The sequence below is a fragment of the Salinicola halophilus genome, assembly GCF_003206155.1.
Classification (GTDB): domain Bacteria; phylum Pseudomonadota; class Gammaproteobacteria; order Pseudomonadales; family Halomonadaceae; genus Salinicola; species Salinicola halophilus.
Genome location: NZ_PZJV01000001.1, coordinates 1,713,353 through 1,736,104, shown reverse-complemented (window position 1 = coordinate 1,736,104; position 22,752 = coordinate 1,713,353). Strand labels below are relative to the sequence as shown.

Below are 22,752 nucleotides of genomic sequence, written 5' to 3'. Positions count from 1 at the left end.
AAACCGGCGGCGCGAACCTGAAAGCGGCGAGCGTCGAATGCCGGTCGCCTGCCAGCTGTCGTCTCGCGCCAGCGGATGCGGCCTCACAGGCCGCGGGTGCCGGTGTGGATCGTGTAGACCGAGCGGCTGGCGGTCATCAGCAGCCGGTTTCGCTTCTCGCCGACGAAGCAGAGATTGGCACACACCTCCGGCAGCAGGATTCGACCGATACGATCGCCGTCGGGGGCGAAGACCGAGACACCGTCATGGCCCTTGCCGCCGGAAACGCTCGACCAGAGGTTGCCGTCGACGTCGAGTTTGATGCCGTCATAGGTCTCGTCGTGGCTCGAGACGACGATCTCGCGGTTCTCCAGTCGGCGACCGTTGTCGGAGAGCGTGAAGCGCGAGATCGTGGCGGGTTCGTCCGGGCGATGCGACGGTGCGGTGTCGCTGGCATAGAGCGTGCGAGCGTCGGCGGCGAGTGCCACCCCGTTGGGTTTGACCAGCTCGTCGGTCACCCGTACTGGCTCCTCCAGGGTGTCGTCGACGTAGTAGATGGCGGGCGGGAGCTCGAGATCGCGCTTTTCGCCCTCATAGTCGGCGTGGGCACCGTAGCCGGGGTCGGTGAAGAGAATACCGTCGTCGGCCAGCACGACCAGATCGTTGGGGGCGTTGAGTCGTTTGCCCTGATAGTGGCTTGCCAGCACCGTCAGGCTGCCGTCCCACTCGTAGCGCACCACGCGAGCCGGGGAGTGCTCGCAGGCGACCAGCCGACCGTGGTGATCGAAGGCGTTGCCGTTGGAGTGCCCCACCCCCTCACGCAGCACGCTCACTTCACCGGTCACCTCGTCCCAGCGCATCTGGCGCGCGTTGGGAATATCGCTGAAGACCGCGTAGCGGCCGACGGCGTTGTAGGCCGGGCCTTCGACCCAGAGCCCTTCGGACCAGTGACGTTCGAGCGGCGAATTGAAGACGTAGTACGCATCGAAGCGATCATCGAGCACCTGCCAGGCATCGTCGGGATAGCGGCTGGGGACCTTGTCGCTGGGCTTGGCGAAAGCCCGAGAGGAGAGCGCGAGGGCGGCGCCCGCGGCGGCGGCGCTCAGAAACTGTCGGCGGTGTAGCGTCATGAGGGTCTCCCGTTCGAACGAGTGTAATGGCCGGCGAGCCATCGTCTTTCACGCATCGCCAGGGCTTGGCTGGCGAACAGCGCCCCCGCTCACTATAGCCCCTCGGTGAGTTTGGCCACCGCCGTCGAACCAAGGTCGAGGGCGCTTGGCCCACAGGGGAAGGCACGCACGGGATATCGACAGGGAAAACATGAGCGCCGCCGTCGACGAGAGCCATTCGGCGGCGGCGCTATGCCCGGGGCATGACCGGCGCGAGGGCTAGGGCGTGCCGACGGCGTCGGGGGTGTCGGTATCGGCGGGGAACGAGCAGTGGGAAGGACGCTGCTCGACTCGGATCAGCTCGTCGACGGGAAAATCGAGTTCGCGGGCGCGCTCGACCAGCGACTGGTAGGTGGCAGGCGCAAGTGTCGGCGTCCGCGACAGGATCCACAGGTAGTCCCGGTCGGGCCCGGCCACCAGCGCGTGGCGGTAGTCGTCGTCGAGTTCGAGCACGTTGTAGCCGGCGTAGAACGGGCCGAAGAAGCTCACCTTGAGGTGGCCGACGTCGTCGTCGCCGACGAAACTCGCGCGACCCTCGGCCTGCTCCCACGCCTGCGTCTCGGGGTCGAAGCCGCTATTGATCACGCGGATGCCGCCATCTTCCCGGCGGCTGTAGTCGGCGCGCACGCACTCCAGCCCCTCTTCGAAGCCGTGGTCGAGTCGCGCGATCTCGTACCACTGGCCGAGGTAGTGGTCGAGGCGAAAGTCGCCGACCGGCTGGGTGCCTTCCGGCACGCCGGTGCAGCCGGCCAGAAAGGTGAAGGGCGCAAGCCAGGTCAGTCGCGGGTAGCGGGGCAGGCGGGTGGGCAACAGCATGAGGGTCCATCCTTGACGAAACTGCCCGGTAAGACCGCGGCGATGAGAAAAAGTTGCATTCGTCACCGCCGCGGCCCCGGGGAGGCTCACTCGATCGGCGGCGTGGGACGGATCAGGATCTCGTTGACGTCGACGTGCGCCGGCTGTTCGAGCGCATAGATCACCGCGTTGGCGATGTCCTCGTCCTTCATCGATTGCGCCGGCGGCTCGTCGAAGAACGGCGTGTCGACCATGCCGGGCTCGATCAGCGTCACCCGCATGCCGGAGCCTCTGAGCTCCTCGCGCAGGTTGTAGCCGATGCCGGTGACGGCCCACTTGGTCGCGCCGTACATCGAACCGGGAATGGTCGCGCGGCCCGCGGCGGAGCCGGTCAGCAGGATGTGGCCGCGACTGTCGCGCAGCGCCGGCAGCGCCGCCTGCACGGAGAGCCCCAACCCGTAGACGTTGGTGAGGATCATCTGCTGCCAGACGTCGGCATCGGCACCGCTGAAGCCGCCCGGCGTGCCGCCCATGCCGGCGTTGGCGAAGAGCGCGTCCAGCCGGCCGAAACGCGAAAGCGTCTGCTCGACCATGCGCTTTTGATCGTCTTGCGAGGTGACGTCGCATTCGATGGCGAGCGCAGTGTCTTCGCCGAGCTCGGTGACCAGGGCATCGAGCTTCTCCAGCGAACGCGCTGCCAGTGCCACGCGATAGCCCGCCTTCGCCGCGTGGCGGGCGGTGGCGGCGCCGATGCCGCTGGAGGCTCCGGTGATCAGAACGACCTTGGATTGAGATTGGGACATCGTCGACTCCTTTCGACGCGGGATTCGTGCCGCGTGACGTCGGTAAAAAGATCGGGGGCGCGTACCGATGTGGCCGTCGCCCCCGCTGCGTCAATGACGCGTATCGGCCTGTACCGCTCAGCTCGCTTCGCGGGCTTCCATCTCTTCGCGATAGGTCGTCGCCAGCGCCTTCTTGGTGTCGTCGTCAAGCGCCCGCCCGGCGGCCTGGAACATCTCGTGCTCTTCTTCGTCGAGGTGGTGCGTCACCGTGTCCTGCAGTTTCTTGGCGGTGGCGACCCAGCTCGGCGAGCTGTAATCGGTGGCTTCCAGCGTCTCCAGCAGCTCGTCGATCTCGTGGTGCTCGGCGACACTGTGGCGCGCTTTCTCCTGCGTCGTGTCGATCTCCATCATCGGCACGTAGAGCGCCCGTTCCTCGGCGGCGGCGTGATTCTCGAGCTCCGCCTTGACGCGCTGGAAGAGCTCATCGCGGCCGTCGCTGTCGCCGTGGGTCTTGACCAGCAGGTCCAGCAGGCGGCGCTGCTTGTCGTGGCTTTCGCGCAGGGCTTCGAACAGGGTCATGGTCATCCTCGTCATGTGGCGCACGTCCGGAGCGGCGTGGCCTTGGTTGGAGAGATCGATCCGCCATCCCGACTCGGACGAGCGCGTCATGCCCCCGCATCGGGTGATCGATTCACGGTCGTGGTGCCATCGGCACGGTGACGTTGCCGACAAGAAGAAAGATTAGGCGATAGCGCGAAGCGCCGCGACCCAGGTGATTGTGCGCTTGGGTCGACCACCCCTCTTAGGTCGCATATCGCCGAACCGTCAGGCTGTGGTGTCATGGCGTCAATAATATTATTGATAATTCAGGAGGCGGCATGCACCACGACGATTCACGAGACGCCAATGCCCCGGCGGGGCCAGAGGACGACGCGCCCAAGACCGGGCTCAACCAGGGGCTGGCGAACTACGGCGACGAGGGCTTCTCGCTGTTTCTGCGCAAGGCGTTCATCAAGGGCGCGGGCTACAGCGACGACGCGCTGAATCGCACCATCGTGGGTATCGTCAATACCGGTAGCGGCTACAACCCGTGTCACGGCAATGCGCCGCAGCTGATCGAGGCGGTCAAGCGCGGCGTGATGCTGGAAGGGGGGCTGCCGATCGACTTTCCCACCATCTCCGTCGCCGAGAGCTTCTCCACGCCGACCAGCATGTACCTGCGCAATCTCATGGCGATGGATACCGAAGAGATGATCCGCGCCCAGCCGATGGATTCGGTAGTGCTGATCGGCGGCTGCGACAAGACCGTGCCGGCGCAGCTGATGGGCGCGGCCTCGGCCAATCTGCCGATGATCGAGCTGGTCACCGGGGCGATGCTCACCAGCGGCCATCGCGGCGTGCGCGTCGGCGCCTGTACCGACTGCCGGCGCTACTGGGGCATGTACCGCGGTCAGGAGATCGACGACGCCGAGATCGAGGAGGTCAACGCCAAGCTGGTGGGCAGCGTGGGCACCTGCTCGGTGATGGGGACCGCCAGCACCATGGCGTGTCTCAGCGAGGCGCTGGGGATCGCGCTACCGGGCAGCGCCTCGCCGCCGGCGGTGACCGCGGACCGGCTGCGCATCGCCGAGTGGAGCGGCCGTCAGGCGGTGATCAACGCTCGCGCCCGAGTGACGCCGGATCGCATCCTCACCGAAAAGGCGTTCGAGAACGCGCTACGGGTGCTGCTGGCGATCGGCGGCTCCACCAACGGCATCATCCACCTCACCGCCATCGCCGGGCGCATGGGTCTGGACATCGATCTGGAAGCCTTCGACCGCATGGGTCGCGAGACGCCGGTGCTGGTCGATCTCAAACCCTCCGGGCAGCACTACATGGAGGACCTGCACCGGGCCGGCGGGCTGATGACGGTGCTGCGTGAGTTGAAGCCGCTACTGCACCTCGATGCCCTGACCGTCAGCGGGCGCACCCTCGGCGAGGAGATCGATGCGGTGCCGGCGTTCGAGCAGAAGGTGGTGCATCGCTTCGACGACCCGCTCTACCCGAGCGGCGGCATCGCCTTTCTGCGCGGCAATCTCGCCCCGGGCGGGGCGATCATCAAGCAGTCCGCCGCCGATCCGGCGCTGATGGAGCACGAGGCGCGCGCGGTGGTGTTCGAAAGCGCCGAGGACATGGCGGCGCGAATCGACGACCCCGAGCTCGACGTCAACGTCGACGACATTCTGGTGCTCAAGCGAATCGGCCCGGTCGGCGCGCCGGGGATGCCGGAGGCGGGCTACATGCCGATCCCGCGCAAGCTGGCGCGACAGGGCGTCCGCGACATGGTGCGGATCTCCGACGGGCGCATGAGCGGCACCGCCGCCGGCACCATCGTGCTCCACGTCACGCCGGAGTCGGCGCTGGGCGGGCCGCTGGCGCTGGTGGAGAACGGCGACCGCATCCGCCTGAGCGTCAGCGAGCGATCCCTGGAGCTGTTGGTCGACGACGCCGAACTCGAGCGCCGCCGGCAGGGGTGGAAGCCGCTGCCCATCGTCGCCGAGCGCGGCTATCGCAAGCTCTTCTTCGAGCAGATCACCCAGGCGGACAAGGGCTGCGACTTCGAATTCCTGCGTCCGCCCCGCATGCGCGGACAAGTCCCGCGTTGACCGATGGGGGCGCCGAGCCGGGGGCGCCTAGCCGCGAGGTGAACGTCAGCCGCCCTCGCGCTGCCGGTAGAGGCGCAGATAGCGCTCCTTGGAGGGCTGCAGGTGCCGATGGCAGAGCCGGGAGAACGCCTCGCGATCCTCGCGCTCGAGGGCGTCGATCATGCCGCGGTGCTCGTCCCGGGCCAGCTCGATGCTCTCGCGGTCGGTGGTGCCGATGAAGCGAATGGCGTGCGCTTTCTGGGCGAAGTCGTTGATCGTCTCGGAGAGGTAGGGATTGCCGCAGGCGGCGAACAGCGTGCGGTGGAAGTCGATGTTGTGGCGAAACACCGCCCGCCAGTCGCTGCGTTCGATGGCCTCGCTGTGGGCGTGCTGGATGCGATTCAGCGCCTCGAGCAGGGAAGAGGGCGCCGGTAGCGGGATCTGTGCTGCGGCACTGCCTTCCAAGAGCTCGCGCATGGCGTAGATCGCCTCGACCTCGTCGGGTGTGTAGGCGCGCACGAAGGCGCCGCGATTCTTGATGCGCTCGACCAGCCCCGCGTTCTCGAGCTGGAAGAGTGCCTGTCGCACGATGTGGCGCTTGCCGTCGAAGCGGCGCATCAGATCCTCCTCGACCAGCCGCTCCCGAGGGTGAAGGCGGCTGAGCACGATCTCCTCCTCGATCGCCGAGACGATGGCCGGCACGGTGATGCCGTCGGCGTTCGGGGCGTCGTCGGTGCCGGTCGTTTCGCGATCGATGACGGTCTGGGAGGCGTCGCGGTTGGGCATGAGGTCTCCTCGAATGATGCCGGTGATGAGGGTTGTCGAGCGGTGTCCGAAGGCGGCCAAAGCGCTTGCGGTCTTCATGATCTCGTCGCGGTCTTCATGAGTTCATTGCGGTCTTCATGAGTTCGGCGCGGTCGCCACGAGCGCTCACGCAAGCATCATCAGAGCCTGCGCGAGTCGTCGTGTAAACGACGACGATCGCGTTCGCTCGCCTACCCGTTTTACCCCGGATGCGCGGCAAGGCAAGACTTTCGTTCGAGAGTCGCCGGGCGGCGATGCTGCTTTAGTCGCGATTGTCGTCAATATTATTGACAATTTAATCGACAAATCCATACGTTGCCATGGCAAGGCAACGACAACGGTCTCCATCGACGAGGTACCCGTCATGCACGCCAACACGCTTTCGAACGCCATCACGACGTCCCATCTCGCCCGCCGGGCCAGCCTATCCAGCGCCGTTCTACGCCTGGGCGGCACCCGTCTCGGCGGCGCGCTCGCACTCGGCGCCCTGGCACTGGCCGTCGCCCCGCTGTCCCAGGCCCAGGAGTATGCCGGCGGCGACGAGATCACGGTGCTGCAGGGCTTCAAGCCCGGCGGCGGTAGCGACGCCCTGGCGCAGATCGTACAGCCAAGGCTTGCCGAGATACTCGGCGTCAACATCGTCAACGAGTACATGCCGGGAGCGACCGGCGCGGTGGCGTGGACGCGTCTGGCCAAGCAGTCGCCGGACGACGGCAGCGTCGTCAGCATCACCAACACGCCGATGCTGATGACCAACTACATCATGAACGACGCCATCAGCTACACCACCGAGGAGATGACGCCGATCGCCAACGTGGTCACCGATCCCGGCATCGTGGTGGTCAGCGCCGACAGTCCCTTCGAGACGATCGAGGACCTGATGGACGCCGCGGAGGAGAATCCGGGCACCGTCACCATCGGCAACTCCGGCGTCGGCGGCGACGATTTCTTCACTACCATCCTGCTCGAGCAGGCGACGGGGCTGTCGTTCAAGCGCGTCCCGTTCCAGGGCGACGGCCCCTCCGCCACGGCGGCGATGGGCGGCAAGATCGACGCCAGCTTCAACAACGTCGGCAACGTCTTCGGTCAGGTCGACTCGAGCAACCTGCGGGCGCTGGCCGTGTTCTCGGGCGAGCGGCTGTCGAGCCTGCCGGACGTTCCCACCATGAAAGAGAAGGGCGTCGACGTCGTCGCCGGCTCCTCGCGGGGCTACAGCGCGCCGGCGGACATCCCCGACGAGGTGCGGGAGCAGCTGATCGCGGCGTTCGAGACGCTGGCGGACGACCCGGACTTCCAGTCCCAGGCCGAGCAGCGGGCGATGAATCTCGACGTGGTCACCGGTGACGATTACGGCGAGATGATCGCCGACATGGAAGCCGAGTACCGCGAGATCTGGGAGACGGTCAAGGACGACGTCGCCCAGTAGATCGCCTTCACGCACCGCCTGCCGACCCGGAGAACGCCATGAACGTCAGCCGCCTGCTGCTGGGACTTTTCGGAATCATCGTGGCCGCCACGTTCTACGTCGCGGCCAGTGACTATCCGCGAGCCGCGGCCGAAATGCCGGTCATCTACGCGGTGGCGGTGGCGCTCTTGTCGCTGGCCATGGTGCTCGACGAGGCGGTCTTCAAGCGCCGTCGCCTGGCGGCGCGGCAGGCAATGAGTGCGTCTGCCGAGCCGCCGACCCGCGACGCCTCGCCGCAGACCACGACGGCGGACGACGAAGACGCCGCTGCGCCCGTCGGTGGCAAGCGCTGGCTGGCGGTGGTGGCGATCTTCGCGCTGGCCGTGGCCTACGTGATGTCGCTGGAAACGCTGGGCTACGTGGTGGGAACGGCGCTGTTCATGGCGCTGTCGCTGGCGGTTCTGGGGACCGTGCGCTGGCCGTTCGCCGTCATCGGCAGTGTCGTGCTGATCGCGGTGATCTGCGTGGTCTTCGTGTGGTTTCTGGGACTGCCGATTCCTCTGTTGCCGGCCTTCGTCTGAACGCCCCTGGCGTATGACACGAACCCGCTAGCGTCTCGACGAAAGGAGAGTCAACGCGCATGGATTCCTCTCTGGTGATGATCGGGCTGACCAACGTCCTGAGCGTCAACAATATCGCCTGCATCCTGGGCGGCACGGCGCTGGGCCTGTTCGTCGGCGCCATGCCGGGGCTCTCGGCCACCATGGCGCTGGCGCTACTGCTGCCGCTGACGTTCAGTTTCGACCCGGCGACGGGCTTGAGCATGCTCGCCGCGCTCTACGTCGGCGCCTCCTACGGCGGCTCCATCGCCGCCATCCTGTTGCGCACGCCGGGGACGCCCTCGGCGGCGGCCACCGTGCTCGACGGCTTTCCGCTCTCGCAGCAGGGCAAGGCGGGGCACGCCCTCGGGGTGTCGCTGTTCGCCTCGTTCTTCGGCGGGCTGATGAGCGGTATCGCGCTGCTCACGGCGGCCCCGCTGCTGGGCACGCTGGTGCTGGAGTTCGGCCCGGTCGAGCTCTTCGCCATCGCCGTGCTGGGGATCACCATCATCGGCTCGCTGGCGCAGGGCTCGGTGATCAGCGGTCTGCTCTCCGGCGGGCTGGGGCTTCTGATCAGTACGGTAGGGATGGATCTGACCACCGGCACGCCGCGCATGACCTTCGACCAGATCAATCTCTTCGCGGGGATCGATTTCACGGTGGCGCTGATCGGGCTCTTCTCGGTGCCGCAGGCGCTGACGCTGATCGAGAACTCTCACCAGGGCAACAAGGTCGCCAGCCGCATCACCGACCGACTGGTGCCGCAGTGGAAGACGATCAAGCGCCTGATGCCCAACATTCTGCGCTCCAGCGGTATCGGCATCGTTGTGGGGCTGATCCCCGGCACCGGCGGGGATACCGCGAGCTGGTTCGCCTACAACGAGGCCAAGCGCTTCGCCAAGGACAAAAGCGGCTTCGGCAAGGGCGAGATCGCCGGCGTCGCCGCGCCGGAGGCGGCCAACAACGCGGTCGTCGGCGGGGCGCTGATCCCCACCATTGCGCTGGGCATTCCCGGCAGCTCGTCGACCGCGATTCTGCTCGGCGCGCTGATGGTCCAGGGCATTCTGCCCGGGCCCAACCTGCTCACCGACTACGGCGACGTCACCTACACCCTGATCTGGGCAGTCATCTTCGCCAACATCGCGCTGCTGGTGGTGGGGTTGGCGTTCACCAAGATGAGCGTCTCGGTGACCAAGGTGCCCGACGGCTTCATCGCCTGCGCGATTCTCGCGCTCTGCATCATCGGCTCGTTCGCCATCAACAACAGCCTGTTCGACGTCGGGCTGATGCTCGGCTTCGGGCTCTTCGGCTACTGGCTCAGCAAGGCCGGCGTCTCGCCGGCGCCCATGGTCATTGGCCTGATCCTCGGGCCGGTGATGGAGATCAGCTTTCAGCAGTCGATGCTGATCGGCAACGACAGCTTCGGCGTCTTTCTCGAAAGCCCCATCGCCACGGTGCTGCTGATCATGGCGCTGCTGTCGATCCTGCAGGCCACGCCGCTGTTCCGCTGGCTGCGCCGACCGTTCAAGCGCCGCCTCGAAAAGCCCTGAGTCTCGCCTGAGCCTGGCGATGCCCGGCTCGATCCCCGGCATCTCGACCCATCGCCGGCCCGATCCATCGCCGGCCCGATTGACCGATAGGAGTGTGACATGACCCGAATCACCGACGTTCAGGCCCGAACCGTCAGCATTGCGCTGGACGACCCCACCAGCTTTTCCAACCGCCAGGTGCTCAAGCGCGACTACTCGCTGGTGCGGGTCACCGGTGACGACGGCATCAGCGGCATCGGCTTCTGCTACGCCGGCAGCAACGCCGGCGAGGTGGTGACCCGGGCGGTGCGCGATCTGCTCAAGCCCGTGCTGCTCGGCCAGGACACCCACCGCGTCGAGGGGCTGTGGCAGGAGATGTATCAGGAAGGCTTGCTCCACGGGCGCACCGGCTCGGTGATGCGTGCGCTGAGCATCCTCGACGTCGCGCTGTGGGAGCGCAACGCTCGCGCCGCCAACCTACCGCTGCATCGCTTTCTCGGCGCCACCGACGAAGAGAGCGTGGCGGCGTATGCCAGCGGTGGCTACTACCTCGACGGCAAGACGCCCCAGAAGCTCGCCGACGAGATGACAGGCTACGTCGATCAGGGCTTCAAGGCGGTGAAGATGAAGGTCGGCCGCGAGGATCTCGCCGGCGAGGAGGCACGGCTGGCTGCGGTGCGCGAGGCGATCGGCCCCGATGTGCTGCTGATGATGGACGCCAACAACGCCTGGCGCGATCTGCCCACGGCGCTGGCGTTCATGCGCATGGCCGAGCCCTATTCGCCCTACTGGATCGAGGAGCCGTTCAGCCCGGACGATATCGACAATCACCGCCGGCTGGCCGAGCGCACGCCGATTCCCGTCGCCACCGGCGAGATCGAGGCGGGGCGCTGGCGCTTCAAGGAGTTGCTCGACAAGGAAGCGGCGATGATTCTGCAGACGGACGCCGCGGTCTGCGGCGGGATCACCGAGTTCCGCCGTATCGCGGCCACGGCGGCGAGCTACGGCGTCGATATCTGTCCGCACTGGTTTCACGACCTCCACGTGCATCTGGTCGGCTCCACGCCCAACGCGCCCTACGTCGAGTTCTTCGCCGACGACAAGGTGCTCAATTTTCGCAAGCTGATCGATACGCAGTTGAGCTTTCGCGACGGACGTCTGATGCTGCCACAGACGCCGGGGCTGGGCTTCGGCTTCGACGAGGCGGCGCTGGATCGCTACGCCACCGGCCCCTGGGGCTGATCACCGCCGGGTTCGCGTCGACAGACGCACCGTGCAAGGCCTCTGTAGGGGCGACTCGTACACTCTGGAGATCACCATGTCCGCCAAGGCTCCCTGTGGCACCGTTCTCTCGCCGGTCATCACCCCCTTCGACGACGCGCTCGCCCCGGACGCCGAGCGCTTCGTCGCCCACTGTCGCTGGCTGCTCGGCAACGACGTGGGGCTGGCGATCTTCGGCACCAACTCCGAGGCCAACTCGCTGTCGCTGGCCGAGCGACAGTTCCTGCTCGAGCGGCTGGTCGAGGCGGACGTCGACCCGAGCCGGCTGATGCCGGGCACCGGCTGCTGCTCGATTCCCGAAAGCGTCGCGCTGACGCGTCACGCCGTCGAGCAGGGCGTCGGCGGGGTGCTGATGCTGCCGCCGTTCTACTACAAGGGGGTCTCGGAAGAGGGCGTCTTTCGCTACTACGCCGAGGTGATCGAGCGGGTCGGCGACGACCGGCTCAAGCTCTATCTCTATCACATCCCGCCGGTGGCCCAGGTGCCGCTCGGCCTGGATCTGATCGAGCGGCTGATCGCGCGCTATCCCGGCGTGGTGGCAGGGATCAAGGACAGCGGCGGCGACTGGGAGAACACCCAGGCGGTGATTTCGGCGTTCGCCAGCGACGACTTTCACGTCTACGCCGGCAGCGAGCGATTTCTGCTGCCGACGCTGCGCGCTGGCGGTGCGGGCTGCATCAGCGCGACGGCCAACGTCAACGCCCCGGCGATCGCGGCACTCGGTGCCGACTGGCAAGGCAGCGAGGCGGATGCGCGCCAGCGGGCGCTCGACGAGGTTCGTGACATCTTCGAGAGCGTACCCATGATTCCGGCGCTGAAGGCCGCCACCGCGCACTTTGCCGGCGCGCCACAGTGGGCGCGGCTGCGTCCGCCGCTGGTCGAGCTGGACGAGACCCAGCGCCGGACGCTGCTCGGCGCGCTGGCGCGCGTCGGTTTCGATATGCCCGGACTCGGGGCATAGTCGTTGACGACCCGGCGTGAGCGGGCGAGCGCCGGGCCCTGCCCATCGAGTTTCGACCATCGAGGAGTCGATTTGAATCATCCATCCCCAGCCATGGCGCGCCGACTGGCGCGGATTCGCAACTTCGCGGACCTGGAGTGGGCGGGGCGGCGCAGCCTGCCGCGGCCGATTCACGGCTACGTTGCCAACGTCGCCGAAGACGGCCGCACCCACGCCGCCAATCGGGCGGCCTTCGACGACTACGGCTTCGTGCCGCGCACGCTGCGCGACGTCTCTGGCATCTCGCTTGCGACCGAACTGCTGGGCCGACGCTATGCGGCGCCGTTCGGCATCGCGCCGATGGGCATCAGCGCGCTGTCGGGCTATCGCGGCGACATGGCGCTGGCAAAGGCGGCGTCAGCGGCGGACGTGGCGATGATCATGAGCGGCTCGTCGCTGGTGCCGATGGAGGAGGTCGCGACCGTCCCCGGCAGCGACTGGTTCCAGGCCTACCTGCCGGGGGATCGCGAGGGGATCGAGGCGCTGCTCGAACGCGTCGAGCGCGCCGGCTTCCAGCATCTGGTCATCACCGTCGACTACGCGGTGCCGCCCAACCCGGACAACAATCGCCGCAGCGGCTTCTCGTCGCCGATTCGCCCCAGTCTGCGTCTCGCCGTCGACGGCCTGCTGCGCCCGCGCTGGCTCTATCACACCTTCTACAAGACGCTGCGCCATCACGGCATTCCGCACTTCGAGAACAACTTCGCCCAGCGCGGTATCCCTGTCATCTCGCGTCACGTCAATCGCGACTTCTCCGGGCGGATGCACCTGGACTGGGACTATCTGGCGCTGGTACGCGAGCGCTGGCAGGGCAAGCTGATCGTCAAGGGCATTCTGCACCCCGACGACGCCAGACACGCCCAGGCGCTCGGCGCCGATGCGCTGATCGTCTCCAACCACGGCGGCCGCCAGCTCGACGGCACCATCGCCTCGCTGCGGGCGCTGCCGGCCATCGTCGAGGCGGTCGGGGCGCTGCCGGTGATGGTCGACAGCGGCTTTCGCCGCGGCACCGACGTGCTCAAGGCGCTCGCCCTCGGCGCGCGCTTCGTGTTCTTCGGCCGGCCCTTCAACTACGCCCTCGCGTATGCCGGTCAGGCCGGCGTCGCCCACGCCATCGATCTGATGACCGCGGAAATCGCCCGCGACATGGCACTGCTGGGTATCACTCATCCCTCCCAGATGACCACCGAACTGCTTCGCCCGCTGCGCCCGTGACCCAGCGGCGAGGGCTAAACCGCTGACGTTAAATTAGAATTAACTGTTGTTCGAATGTCTCGAGCACGTATCGTAGGTTGGCTTCGATACCGTAACGGTCGAGCGGGTATGAATGAATATGACCGCGCAGCTCTGCGCTATTTGCCCTATCGGTTTGCGGGAAACCTGCAAAGCTGACGCTATGAACTCTTCCGCGTCGCGGAGCCTTCATTTCTCATCAGGCAGTGGAACTCTCTTCCTATGGCGGTGGTTCATTCGATGTCCAGACGCTGTGCATCCCTGCGACAAGGTCGCAATGGATGCTGAGAACGCTGATCGTCACATTGCTGTTGAGCCTCTCGCTGCCGTTCACGACGGCGGTGCAGGCCGACGACGCGAACGTCGTGGTCATCGCCAATCCCGCCATCGCCCAGACATCGATCCCTCTCGAGACGCTGCGTGCCGTCTTTGCCATGCGTCAGCGTTCGCTGGCGGGCGGCCAGGCGCTGCACGTCTTCGTGCTCGACGACGACGCACCGCTTCACGAAACGTTTTCCAAACGCATCCTCGGCGTCTATCCGCATCAGCTGAGGCTAGCCTGGGAGCGGGCCGTCTTCTCGGGCACGGGGCAGGCGCCCAATCAGGTCGCAAGCGAAGCGGCGATGATCGACGCCGTGGCATCCACGCCGGGCGGGATCGGTTACGCCCGGCAATTCAACGTCACCGATCGAATCCGGGTACTCGCCGTTGACTAGCCACATTCGAATCACCTCGACGGCGCTGGCGATGGTGTTCGCCACGGCCGGTGCGATCGTCGCCGACACCGCCCGCGCGCAGGACAGCGACGATCGCGGCACGCTGCAGCTGCACGGTTTCATGAGCCAGGCGCTGGTGGTGACCGATCGCAACGCCTTTTTCGGCTCCAGCGACGACGGCCTGGGCAGCCTCGAGTACACCGAGATCGGACTCAACGCCTCGATGCGACTCGGCGACCGGTTTCTGGTGGCCGGTCAGGCGCTCAGCCGCGTCGCCGGCAACTACGGCGATGCCTGGGAGCCCACGCTCGACTACGGCATCGTCGACTACCAGGCGCTGACGAGCGAGGCGCTGGTGCTGGGCGTGCAGGTCGGGCGCTTCAAGAACCCGTTCGGCTTCTACAACCAGACGCGCGACGTGCCCTCGACTCGCCCCGGCGTCCTGCTGCCGCAGTCGATCTACTACGATCGCAGCCGCTCGCTGGGCATGGCGTCCGACGGCGTGAGCCTCTACGGCGAACGCCATCTGGCCAACGGCACGCTCTACTGGCAGGGCGGCATCGGCGTGCCGCAGATCGGCGAGGACGCGGAGATATCGCTCTCCGCTCGTCGCCCCGATCTCGATGCCAAGCTCTCTACCGTCGGCCAACTGCTCTATGCTCATGATGGAGGACGGATCAATGCCGCGCTGAGTACGGCCAGGGTTCGCGCCGACTATCGCTCTCGTGTCACGCCGTCGAGCGAGGGTGAGTTCCTGTTTCAGCCCGTCATCGTGTCGTTGCAGTACAACGCCGAGCGCTGGAGCGTGACGTCGGAGTACGAATACCAGACCCGAGAGCTCAGCGGCTTCGGCGATTCGCGCGCCAATCGTTCGACCGACGGCGAGAGCTTCTATGTTCAGTACCAGTATCGTTTCAACTCGCGGTGGCAGTGGCTGCTGCGCTACGACTACACCCTCAGCGATCGTCGTGATCGAAACGGTCGCCTCTATGCCGCGACGGGGCAGGGACCGAGCTATTCGCGTTTCGCCAAGGACGCCACCACCGGTCTGCAGTGGCAGATCAATCCTCACTGGAGCCTTCAGGCCGAGTGGCACTACGTCGATGGCACGGCGTGGCTGCCGCGTCAGGACAACCCGGACGACGACAAGACCGAGCGCTACTGGAATCTGCTGCTGTTTCAAACCGCCTACAGCTTCTGATTCATGACGGCGCGCGAGAAGCCCTACCGGCTCAGCCTGAAGTGGCGCGCCTTTGCGCTGACCAGTCTGGTACTGCTGGCGCTCGCCGCCTCCATCGCCTGGATCAGCTACGCCAATCTGATGAATCAGTTCGAGGCCCGCCAGCGTGCCGCGCAGCAGGATCAGCGTCAGCTGATGGCCAGCGCGCTGGACAGCTCCGCCAGCGAACTCGGTCAGCTCGCCGCCATCATCGCCGCTTCGGAAAGCCTGGAGGAGGCGCTTCGCCTGGATGAGCCGGACGCCGTCGCGCAGGCGCTGCGGACCCAGTGGCCCACGCTGCAGCTCAATGCCGGCATCGAAGAGATGCTGATCTTCGACGTCGACGGTCGACGTCTCGCGCGCTACGGCGGCGAGCAGATCGAGCCCGGTCACGCCGGCTGGCAGCGCTGGGTGAGGAGCATCATCGAACGCGAGCGCCCGGATGCGCGCACGGTCTGTCTCCAGAGCTGCCGGCAGTACGTCGCGGTGCCGATTCTGGTCGCCGGCGGCAATGCCGGGGTGCTCGTCGCCTCCCGCTCGCTGGTCGACGTGCTGGACTACTTCCAGCGAAGCTCGGGTAACGACATCGCGCTCTTGACCCGCGCGCCGCGCGATGGGGCGGTGGACGACGACGCGACGCCAGCGGTCGACGCCGACGGGGTCAGCCGGACACTGGCCGCCTGGAACGCGCGCGCGCTGGCGCTGACGCACCAGGGGAACGTGCTGCCGCTTCTCGCCCGGATCGCCGAGCGCCAGCCGCTCGAGGCGCTGGTCGATTCGCCGGGGCGCGTCGAGTACGGCGGGCGCGATTTCGAGGTCATCGCCATGCCGCTCGAGGGCAATCGCCGCGAGAACCTGAATCGGCAGGGCTTCTTCGTCGCCATCGAAGACGTGACGCTGCAGCTCGGTGCCATCGAGCGCACCACGCGCATGATGCTGCTGGCGAGCCTGATCGGCTGGCTCGTCGCGGAGATGTTCCTGCTGTTCATCCTCTGGCGACCGGTACGGCGCATTCGACTGCTGAGCCGCTATCTCCCCGGCCTTGCCAGCGGCGACTTCGAACGGTTCCGCGAGCGGATCGCCCGGCGCTCGCGCCAGCCCGCGCGGGACGAAATCGATGTGCTCGCGGATACCACCGTCGAACTCTCCTATCAGCTCGAGGCGCTGGAGAGCGAGGTCACCGCCCGCGGCCAGATGCTCGAACGCCAGGTCAGCGAACTCGAGCGCGAGCGCGATCTGGTCAGCGCGCTGATGGACTCCGCCGAGGCGCTGGTGGTCGTCCACGACGCCGAGGATCGCATTCTGCTCGCCAACCATCATGCGCTGCGCATGATCGGCATCAACGAACGCAGTCTTCAGGGGGAGTCGTTCCAGCAGCGCTTTCTGTCGCTGGAGACGACCGACCCGGCATCACCCACCTTCGACGGACAGCAGGAGAGCGACCTGCTCACCGGCGACGGCCAGCGTCGCGCCATCGCCTGGTACCACTCGGGGCTGAAGGCGTGGTCTCACGACTCGCCGGCCATCGTTTCGGTCGGGCTCGACATCACCGAGCGCAAGACGGCGGAGATGCGTCTGGCCTGGCTTGCTCACCGCGACCCGCTCACCGAGCTCTACAACCGGCGCTACTTCGAAGAGACGCTGGCCGCGGCGGTGGTCGAGGGCGCGCACGGGGCGATGCTCTATCTCGATCTCGATCGGTTCCGGGAGGTCAACGAACTCGGCGGCCACCAGGCGGGCGATCAACTGCTGATGCGGGTCGCCGAGGTGTTCCGTCGCCAGCTCGGGCACGTCGGTACCGTCGCGCGTCTCGGCGGCGACGAGTTCGCGGTGCTGATGGAGCGGGCGGAGGCGGACCAGGCGCTCGTGATGGCACACAAGATCATCGAGGCGCTGACCTCGGTCACGCTCGAGGTGGAAGGGCAGTGCCACCGCGCCATGGCGAGCATCGGCATCGCGCTCTACCCCGATCACGGCGCGACCCCCAAGGAGCTGATGGCGAGCGCGGACTTCGCCATGTACCGCGCCAAGGCCAACCCCGAACAGCGCTGGCATCTGCTGACCTCGCGCGCCGACCGGCACGCGCTGCAGGAGCGCATCCTCTGGGAAGAGAAGATCCGCCGGGCGCTCGCCGAGGACGGCTTCCAGCTCTGGCAGCAGCCGATCATGCGGCTGGCGGACCACGCCGTGACGCATCACGAAGTCCTGCTGCGGCTGCCGGACCCGGTCACCGGGGAGATCGCCTCGCCCGGGTGGTTCATTTCGATCGCCGAGAGCAGCGGGCAGATCGTCGCGCTGGATCGCTGGGTGCTGAGTCAGACGCTGCGTCACATGCGTCAGGCGGGGAGCGACGCCCGGTTTGCGGTCAACCTCTCCGGCCAGTCGCTGCGCGATGGCAAGCTCATCGAGTTCCTGCGGGGCGAGCTCGATACCAACGGCATCGACCCGCGGCGTCTGATCGTCGAGGTGACGGAGACCGCGGCCGTCACCGATTTTTCAACGGCGCGCTATATCCTGCAGGGCCTGCGCAGCCTGGGCTGTCGCGTGGCGCTCGATGACTTCGGGGTCGGCTTCAGCAGTTTCTACTACCTCGACCAGCTGCCGGCGGACTACATCAAGATCGACGGCTCGTTCATTCAGGATCTGCCCGAGAATCGTCGCAGCCAGATGATCGTCAAGGCGATCGTCGAGATCGCCCGCGGGCTCGGCAAGTCCACCGTGGCGGAGTTCGTCGATCGTGCCGAGATCGTGGAGATGCTGCGGGCCTATGGCGTCAACTATGCACAGGGATACTGGATCGGGCGACCGGCGCCGATCAACGCGACGCTGTAGACAGCGCTCCCCCACTCGACGGCCCTCGGCGACACTCACGTGCATCGACGGCCGTGGTCGACGAGATGTCACCGACGGTTCATCACCCGCGGTTCACTATCGACGCTCGATCATTCACGAATCACGATCGACGATCGATCACTCATGACTCACTAACAACGATCGATCACTCACGACCCTTTACCCACGATTCAAGACCAGCGGTTCATTACCCACGACGCATCACTATCAACAACAATCGTCGATGACGACCCAGGGAACGACAATGCCCATTCATGAGAGGTTCTGGGACCATTTCGAATTCGTGCTGGCGCTGACGCCGGCGCAGAAACGCGAGGTCTATGCGCTTCGCTACAACGTCTATACCGGCGAGTTCGGCCACCAGATGCCCGGTGCGCCGGCGCAGGCCCTCGAGTTCGATGCCTTCGATGCCTGCGCGCTGCACTGCCTGGTGCGGGATCGACACACCGGCGAGACGGTCGCCTGCATTCGTGTCGTCTCACCGGGGAGTGCCGAGGCCGGGCTTGCCACGCTGCCGGTCGAAACGCACGCCGAGGGCTATTTCTCCCATGCCGATCTCATCCCCACCAAGCTGCCCCGCGAGACCATCTGCGAGGTATCCCGCGCAGCGATTCTGGGGCGATACCGCAAGCGCCTCGGCGGCGAACGCGTCGAGGCGGACGGGTGCGGCGAACCGGGCGCGATCCCGCACGCGGAGGCGATCCGAGTCGCCTCGCTGCTCGGCGGTGCGGTCTATTGCGCCTCGACCGTGATGATCGAACTCGTCGAGCGCCGCCACGCCTTCGCCCTGATGGAGCCTCGGCTCGCGCGGCTTCTCGGCCGCTTCGGGCTGCGTTTCGAGCGCGTGGGCGAGCTTCAGCCCTTCAACGGCGTGCGCGCGGCGTACTACATCGATCAGCACCGGGCACGCGAGACCCTCAAACCCTCACTGCAGGGCTTCTATCAGCGAATCGCGGATACCCTCAGCGCGCAGTTCGCCGCATCGAACCGACACGCGACTGCCACGCGGCCCGATTTCGCCTGAGGCCGCTTCATCGGCCCGAGGCTCATGGGCGAGGGTTGAGGGCGCGGGGTGGGTGGCGATGAACCGGCGGCGATAGGGCGAGCGGACGATGTCCTCTCCTCACGGGAGTGCCGTTATCGGCCGTCTTGGCGTTGCCGCCTCGATGGGCATGACTCAAGCCGGCGCCGCCAGGCGCCGGCTCTGGCTCAGCGGCTCGGCGTCTCCAGCGCCTCGACGATGGCCCGGCCGAGGGTGTCCGTGGTGCCCTGGCCCTTGAGATCCGGCGTCAGGATCGAGGCGTCGTTCGACGCGAGTACCGATTCGATCGCCGTGACCATCGCCGCGCCCGCCTCGTTGTAGCCCAGGTGCTCGAGCATCATCGCACCGCACCAGATCTGGCCGATGGGGTTGGCGATCCCCTTGCCGGCGATGTCCGGGGCGCTGCCGTGGACCGGTTCGAACAGGCTGGGGAACTTGCCCTCGGGGTTGATGTTGGCCGACGGCGCCACGCCGATGGTGCCGGTACACGCCGGACCCAGGTCGGAAAGAATGTCGCCGAAGAGATTGCTGGCGACGACGACGTCGAACCAGTCCGGGTGCAGCACGAAGTTGGCGGTGAGAATGTCGATATGGAACTGATCGACGCTGACCTCGGGGTAGTGCTTGGCCATCGCTTTCACCCGCTCGTCCCAGTACGGCATGGTGATGGAGATGCCGTTGGACTTGGTCGCCGAGGTGAGCTTTTGGCGCGGCCGGGTCTGAGCGAGGTCGAAGGCATACTTCAGCACGCGATCGACCCCGGTGCGGGTCATCACCGTCTCCTGCATCACGGTTTCCCGCTCAGTACCCTCGAAGATCTTGCCGCCGATGCTCGAGTACTCGCCCTCGGTGTTCTCGCGTACCACGTAGAAGTCGATGTCGCCGGGCTCACGGTCGGCCAACGGGCTCTTGATGCCCGGCATCAGCCGGCAGGGGCGCAGATTGACGTACTGATCGAAGTGGCGGCGGAACTGCAGTAGCGACCCCCAGAGCGAGACGTGATCCGGCACTTTCTCCGGCCAGCCCACCGCCCCGTAAAAGATCGCGTCGAACCGGGAGAGCGTCTCGAACCAATCGTCCGGCAGCATCTTGCCGTGCTCGAGATAATAGTCGCAGCTGCCGAACTCGAAGGTCTCGAATTCGAGCGAGATGTCGAAACGCTTGGCGGCGGCCTCGAGCGCGCGCAGACCTTCGGGAACGACTTCGGTGCCGATGCCGTCGCCGGCGATGACGGCGATTCTGTGGGTGGTGTTCTGTGCCATGGTTGGCTTACCTCATGAAGTCGAGCAGTGTGGCTGGAAGACCGCATCCGGTGCTTCCTCGGGAAGAGAGTGGCCGCAGTGCAGGGCGTCGCCCTGAACGCCGGCAAGGGAAACCGCCCGCCACTCGGCGAGCGCGTCGAAGCAACGTTCGCTCGTGCCGGATTCCCCTCCCTCAAGCCGGCCAGCGGGACGCCGACGCCGATAGCGAAGTCGCGAAATCCATCGAACATACGCAGGCTCCCGCGCCGAGGTCGGTCGTCTCAGTGTAGTGCCTGACCCGTCGAGGATAATCCGGGTAATATCGAACCGACTGTTGCGCCAGAGTGGAGAATTCAATGACGGCGATGGACGATCTGGCGTTCTTTCAGCATATCGCTCAGGCCGGCAGCCTCACCGGTGCTGCCCGCGAACTCGGGCTATCGCTGTCGGCCGTGAGCAAGCGACTGCAGCAGCTCGAGGCGCGGCTGGGGGTTTCCCTGGCGGCACGGACGACGCGGCGCCTGGCGCTGACCGCCGAAGGCGAGCACTACCTGCAACGGGGCGCGCTGATCCTCGACGAGCTGGGCGACCTGGAGAACGCCTTGCGCGATCAGGGCCGTGCGCTCACGGGGCGGCTGCGAATCAACGCCACGTTCGGCTTCGGCCGGCGTCACGTCGCGCCGCTGATCTCGCGCTTTGCCGACCGTCATCCGCAGCTGGAGCTGCTGCTGGAGCTGACCAGCTTTCCGGTGGGGCTCGACGCGCAGGGGTTCGACGTCAACATTCGCGTCGGCGACCCGCCGGATGCGCGTTGGATCGCCAAACGACTGCTCGCCAACCGGCGCATCCTCTGCGCGGCACCGGCCTATCTCGCGGCGGCGCCGGCACTCGAGCAGCTGGAGGATCTGGCGGATCATCGCTGCCTGATCGTGCGCGAGAACGATACCGACTATTCGCTGTGGCGGTTCGAGGCGACCGACGCCCCGTCAGTTCAGCGTAACGTCCGGGTCCAGGGCCGACTGGCCAGTAACGACGCCGAAGCGATGACGCGTATGGCGCTGGACGGACACGGCGTGCTGCTGCGCTCCTGGTGGGACGTTCACGATCACCTGGCGAGTGGCGATCTGGTCAGGCTGCTGCCGCAGTGGCAGGGCGTCCGGGCAGACTTCCATCTGCTCTACAGCGAGCGGGCGCGCAACAGTGCCCGGGTGCGTCATTTCGTCGATTTCATGGTGACGGAGATGGCCGGGCGGGTGCCCGAACTGCCCGATACCCAAATTTCGGACAAAAAAATGCCCACTAGGGGATAGTGGGCAAGTAAGGGATCATTCAAGGGAACACTGACTCAGAGTCGTCGCCGAGCGGTTAGTTCCCCGTGACGGCAAAAAAATGCCGGTCATTTTGTAACAAAATTTTGTTAATTCGCCGGGCTCGCCGGACGGCTCGTGACGTCAGAGCGACAGCGCCTCGCGCACCGCCGGCCAGGCGGGCTCGCCGTCCCGCGTCGTCACGCCTTCCAGCATCGCTTCGATGCGCTCGGGGTGTGCCGCAATCCAGTCGCTCGCGACCTGATCGAATGCGCGCTCTTCCTGGCCGTACTGCTGAATCATCCAGCTCTGCTCTTCGGCGGAGAAGCTGAACCGATCGAACAGGCTCACCAGGTTGGGGTTCGCCTCGGCGTAGTCGCTCGCCATCAGCGTGCGCACGTCGCTCTCGCCATTGCCCTCGCCGAAGAGGTTCTTGTCGTCCTCGAGATAGCGCATCGGCAGCTCGAGGTTCATCCAGTGCGGCGTCCAGCCGACCCAGACGATGGGCTCTTCGTTGTTGATCGCGCTTTTCGCTGCACTCAGCATGCCCACGGTACTGGTATCCACCAGCGTCCAGTCGCCGAGCCCCCAGGTGTCGGCGTCGATCGCCTCGTTGAGGATCTCGCTGGCCGCCGAGCCGGCGCCGAAGCCGTAGATCTCGCCGTCGAAGGCCTCTCGGTTGGGGTCGAGATCGGCAAACGAGGTGACGCCGTCCTCGAACACGTAGTCCGGCACCGCCAGGGTCATCTGCGCCCCGGTGACGTTGGTCGCCAGACGCTGGATGCTGCCGTCAGCCTCGAGCGGCTCGAGCATCGGGTTCTGTGCCGGCAGCCAGGCACCGAGGAAGACGTCCACGTCGCCGGTCGTCAGCCCCTGATAGATCACCTGCAGGCCGATCTCGCGGCTCTGAGTCGTGTAGCCCAGCGGTTCCAGCAGCTGGCTGGCGATCTCGGTCTTGACGGTGATCCCGGGCCAGGCCGGCACGCCGAAGATCACCTCGTCGTCGGCGGCGTGCGCCAGGGAGGCGACGAGAAGCCCGGCGCCCAATCCGGCACTGAGGGCGACGGCGAGGCGACGCGCGTGGGGGCGATGGCGCGGCGTGTTCGATGTACTGGAAAGCGTTTTTGGTCGTATTGGCATTGTTGTGATATCCCGTTCCCGTGGTGGGTCGTTA

19 protein-coding genes are annotated in these 22,752 nt (G+C 66.4%); 12 read left to right on the top strand and 7 right to left on the bottom strand.

Annotation, left to right across the window (positions count from 1 at the left end; translation table 11 throughout):
- Positions 1-83: 83 nt before the first annotated feature.
- From DOM33_RS07735 to DOM33_RS07720, 4 genes are all read right to left on the bottom strand, one after another.
- Entirely contained in the window at positions 84-1,109 is a 1,026-nt protein-coding gene (locus DOM33_RS07735; RefSeq protein ID WP_110667359.1) for an SMP-30/gluconolactonase/LRE family protein, read from the bottom strand.
- 258 nt (positions 1,110-1,367) lie between these two features.
- Positions 1,368-1,964, bottom strand: a complete 597-nt coding sequence (locus tag DOM33_RS07730) for a lipocalin family protein (protein ID WP_110667356.1) — start codon at positions 1,962-1,964, stop codon at positions 1,368-1,370.
- An 86-nt stretch (positions 1,965-2,050) separates the two neighbouring features.
- Positions 2,051-2,746, bottom strand: coding sequence for an SDR family oxidoreductase (locus tag DOM33_RS07725; RefSeq protein WP_110667354.1), 696 nt, complete (start codon positions 2,744-2,746; stop codon positions 2,051-2,053).
- A gap of 117 nt (positions 2,747-2,863) precedes the next feature.
- Positions 2,864-3,394, bottom strand: a complete 531-nt coding sequence (locus DOM33_RS07720; protein ID WP_420820182.1) for a hemerythrin domain-containing protein — start codon at positions 3,392-3,394, stop codon at positions 2,864-2,866.
- A gap of 209 nt (positions 3,395-3,603) precedes the next feature.
- On the opposite strand from DOM33_RS07720, the gene DOM33_RS07715 reads away from it, so the two are divergent.
- Complete coding sequence (locus tag DOM33_RS07715) at positions 3,604-5,370, top strand: IlvD/Edd family dehydratase (protein ID WP_110667352.1); 1,767 nt, start codon at positions 3,604-3,606, stop codon at positions 5,368-5,370.
- A gap of 45 nt (positions 5,371-5,415) precedes the next feature.
- On the opposite strand, the gene DOM33_RS07710 is transcribed toward DOM33_RS07715, so the two are convergent.
- Positions 5,416-6,135, bottom strand: a complete 720-nt coding sequence (locus DOM33_RS07710; RefSeq protein WP_204352621.1) for a GntR family transcriptional regulator — start codon at positions 6,133-6,135, stop codon at positions 5,416-5,418.
- A 382-nt stretch (positions 6,136-6,517) separates the two neighbouring features.
- On the opposite strand from DOM33_RS07710, the gene DOM33_RS07705 reads away from it, so the two are divergent.
- The 10 genes from DOM33_RS07705 (at position 6,518) to DOM33_RS07660 (ending at position 19,012) form a co-directional block, all read left to right on the top strand.
- Positions 6,518-7,579: a tripartite tricarboxylate transporter substrate binding protein gene (locus DOM33_RS07705; RefSeq protein WP_110667350.1), complete on the top strand. Its 1,062-nt coding sequence runs from the start codon at positions 6,518-6,520 to the stop codon at positions 7,577-7,579.
- Between the two features lie 38 nt (positions 7,580-7,617).
- On the top strand, positions 7,618-8,139 hold the full coding sequence (locus tag DOM33_RS07700; protein ID WP_110667347.1) for a tripartite tricarboxylate transporter TctB family protein: 522 nt from the start codon (positions 7,618-7,620) through the stop codon (positions 8,137-8,139).
- A gap of 59 nt (positions 8,140-8,198) precedes the next feature.
- The gene (locus tag DOM33_RS07695) at positions 8,199-9,707 is read left to right on the top strand and encodes a tripartite tricarboxylate transporter permease (RefSeq protein WP_110667345.1); all 1,509 of its coding nucleotides are present in this window, start codon (positions 8,199-8,201) and stop codon (positions 9,705-9,707) included.
- A 99-nt stretch (positions 9,708-9,806) separates the two neighbouring features.
- Positions 9,807-10,928, top strand: a complete 1,122-nt coding sequence (locus DOM33_RS07690; RefSeq protein ID WP_110667343.1) for a mandelate racemase/muconate lactonizing enzyme family protein — start codon at positions 9,807-9,809, stop codon at positions 10,926-10,928.
- Between the two features lie 76 nt (positions 10,929-11,004).
- Positions 11,005-11,928, top strand: a complete 924-nt coding sequence (locus tag DOM33_RS07685) for a dihydrodipicolinate synthase family protein (RefSeq protein ID WP_110667340.1) — start codon at positions 11,005-11,007, stop codon at positions 11,926-11,928.
- Between the two features lie 72 nt (positions 11,929-12,000).
- Positions 12,001-13,182, top strand: coding sequence for an alpha-hydroxy acid oxidase (locus DOM33_RS07680; RefSeq protein ID WP_239495287.1), 1,182 nt, complete (start codon positions 12,001-12,003; stop codon positions 13,180-13,182).
- Between the two features lie 299 nt (positions 13,183-13,481).
- A complete protein-coding gene (locus tag DOM33_RS07675) occupies positions 13,482-13,916 on the top strand; it encodes a type 2 periplasmic-binding domain-containing protein (RefSeq protein WP_204352620.1) in 435 nt (144 codons plus the stop codon).
- Positions 13,909-15,117 (top strand): hypothetical protein, encoded by a 1,209-nt coding sequence (locus tag DOM33_RS07670; protein ID WP_239495286.1) that lies wholly within the window; start codon positions 13,909-13,911, stop codon positions 15,115-15,117. The genes DOM33_RS07675 and DOM33_RS07670 overlap by 8 nt, the downstream gene beginning before the upstream one ends.
- Positions 15,118-15,120: 3 nt before the next feature.
- Complete coding sequence (locus tag DOM33_RS07665; protein ID WP_110667335.1) at positions 15,121-17,967, top strand: bifunctional diguanylate cyclase/phosphodiesterase; 2,847 nt, start codon at positions 15,121-15,123, stop codon at positions 17,965-17,967.
- Between the two features lie 265 nt (positions 17,968-18,232).
- A complete protein-coding gene (locus DOM33_RS07660; protein WP_162617928.1) occupies positions 18,233-19,012 on the top strand; it encodes a PEP-CTERM/exosortase system-associated acyltransferase in 780 nt (259 codons plus the stop codon).
- Between the two features lie 185 nt (positions 19,013-19,197).
- Here the strand turns inward: DOM33_RS07660 and DOM33_RS07655 are convergent, their stop codons facing one another.
- On the bottom strand, positions 19,198-20,292 hold the full coding sequence (locus DOM33_RS07655; protein WP_110667330.1) for a tartrate dehydrogenase: 1,095 nt from the start codon (positions 20,290-20,292) through the stop codon (positions 19,198-19,200).
- A 335-nt stretch (positions 20,293-20,627) separates the two neighbouring features.
- Between DOM33_RS07655 and DOM33_RS07645 the strand changes: the two genes are divergently transcribed.
- Positions 20,628-21,581, top strand: a complete 954-nt coding sequence (locus tag DOM33_RS07645) for a LysR family transcriptional regulator (protein WP_110667326.1) — start codon at positions 20,628-20,630, stop codon at positions 21,579-21,581.
- 141 nt (positions 21,582-21,722) lie between these two features.
- On the opposite strand, the gene DOM33_RS07640 is transcribed toward DOM33_RS07645, so the two are convergent.
- Positions 21,723-22,718, bottom strand: coding sequence for an ABC transporter substrate-binding protein (locus DOM33_RS07640; RefSeq protein ID WP_110667323.1), 996 nt, complete (start codon positions 22,716-22,718; stop codon positions 21,723-21,725).
- Positions 22,719-22,752: the final 34 nt, after the last annotated feature.

Bases quoted from the DNA above. Each gene is read 5' to 3' on its own strand.
- DOM33_RS07735 (WP_110667359.1), bottom strand. From the start codon at position 1,109: ATGACGCTACACCGCCGACAGTTTCTGAGCGCCGCCGCCGCGGGCGCC.
- DOM33_RS07730 (WP_110667356.1), bottom strand. From the start codon at position 1,964: ATGCTGTTGCCCACCCGCCTGCCCCGCTACCCGCGACTGACCTGGCTT.
- DOM33_RS07725 (WP_110667354.1), bottom strand. From the start codon at position 2,746: ATGTCCCAATCTCAATCCAAGGTCGTTCTGATCACCGGAGCCTCCAGC.
- DOM33_RS07720 (WP_420820182.1), bottom strand. From the start codon at position 3,394: ATGACGCGCTCGTCCGAGTCGGGATGGCGGATCGATCTCTCCAACCAA.
- DOM33_RS07715 (WP_110667352.1), top strand. From the start codon at position 3,604: ATGCACCACGACGATTCACGAGACGCCAATGCCCCGGCGGGGCCAGAG.
- DOM33_RS07710 (WP_204352621.1), bottom strand. From the start codon at position 6,135: ATGCCCAACCGCGACGCCTCCCAGACCGTCATCGATCGCGAAACGACC.
- DOM33_RS07705 (WP_110667350.1), top strand. From the start codon at position 6,518: ATGCACGCCAACACGCTTTCGAACGCCATCACGACGTCCCATCTCGCC.
- DOM33_RS07700 (WP_110667347.1), top strand. From the start codon at position 7,618: ATGAACGTCAGCCGCCTGCTGCTGGGACTTTTCGGAATCATCGTGGCC.
- DOM33_RS07695 (WP_110667345.1), top strand. From the start codon at position 8,199: ATGGATTCCTCTCTGGTGATGATCGGGCTGACCAACGTCCTGAGCGTC.
- DOM33_RS07690 (WP_110667343.1), top strand. From the start codon at position 9,807: ATGACCCGAATCACCGACGTTCAGGCCCGAACCGTCAGCATTGCGCTG.
- DOM33_RS07685 (WP_110667340.1), top strand. From the start codon at position 11,005: ATGTCCGCCAAGGCTCCCTGTGGCACCGTTCTCTCGCCGGTCATCACC.
- DOM33_RS07675 (WP_204352620.1), top strand. From the start codon at position 13,482: ATGCTGAGAACGCTGATCGTCACATTGCTGTTGAGCCTCTCGCTGCCG.
- DOM33_RS07665 (WP_110667335.1), top strand. From the start codon at position 15,121: ATGACGGCGCGCGAGAAGCCCTACCGGCTCAGCCTGAAGTGGCGCGCC.
- DOM33_RS07660 (WP_162617928.1), top strand. From the start codon at position 18,233: ATGCCCATTCATGAGAGGTTCTGGGACCATTTCGAATTCGTGCTGGCG.
- DOM33_RS07655 (WP_110667330.1), bottom strand. From the start codon at position 20,292: ATGGCACAGAACACCACCCACAGAATCGCCGTCATCGCCGGCGACGGC.
- DOM33_RS07645 (WP_110667326.1), top strand. From the start codon at position 20,628: ATGACGGCGATGGACGATCTGGCGTTCTTTCAGCATATCGCTCAGGCC.
- DOM33_RS07640 (WP_110667323.1), bottom strand. From the start codon at position 22,718: ATGCCAATACGACCAAAAACGCTTTCCAGTACATCGAACACGCCGCGC.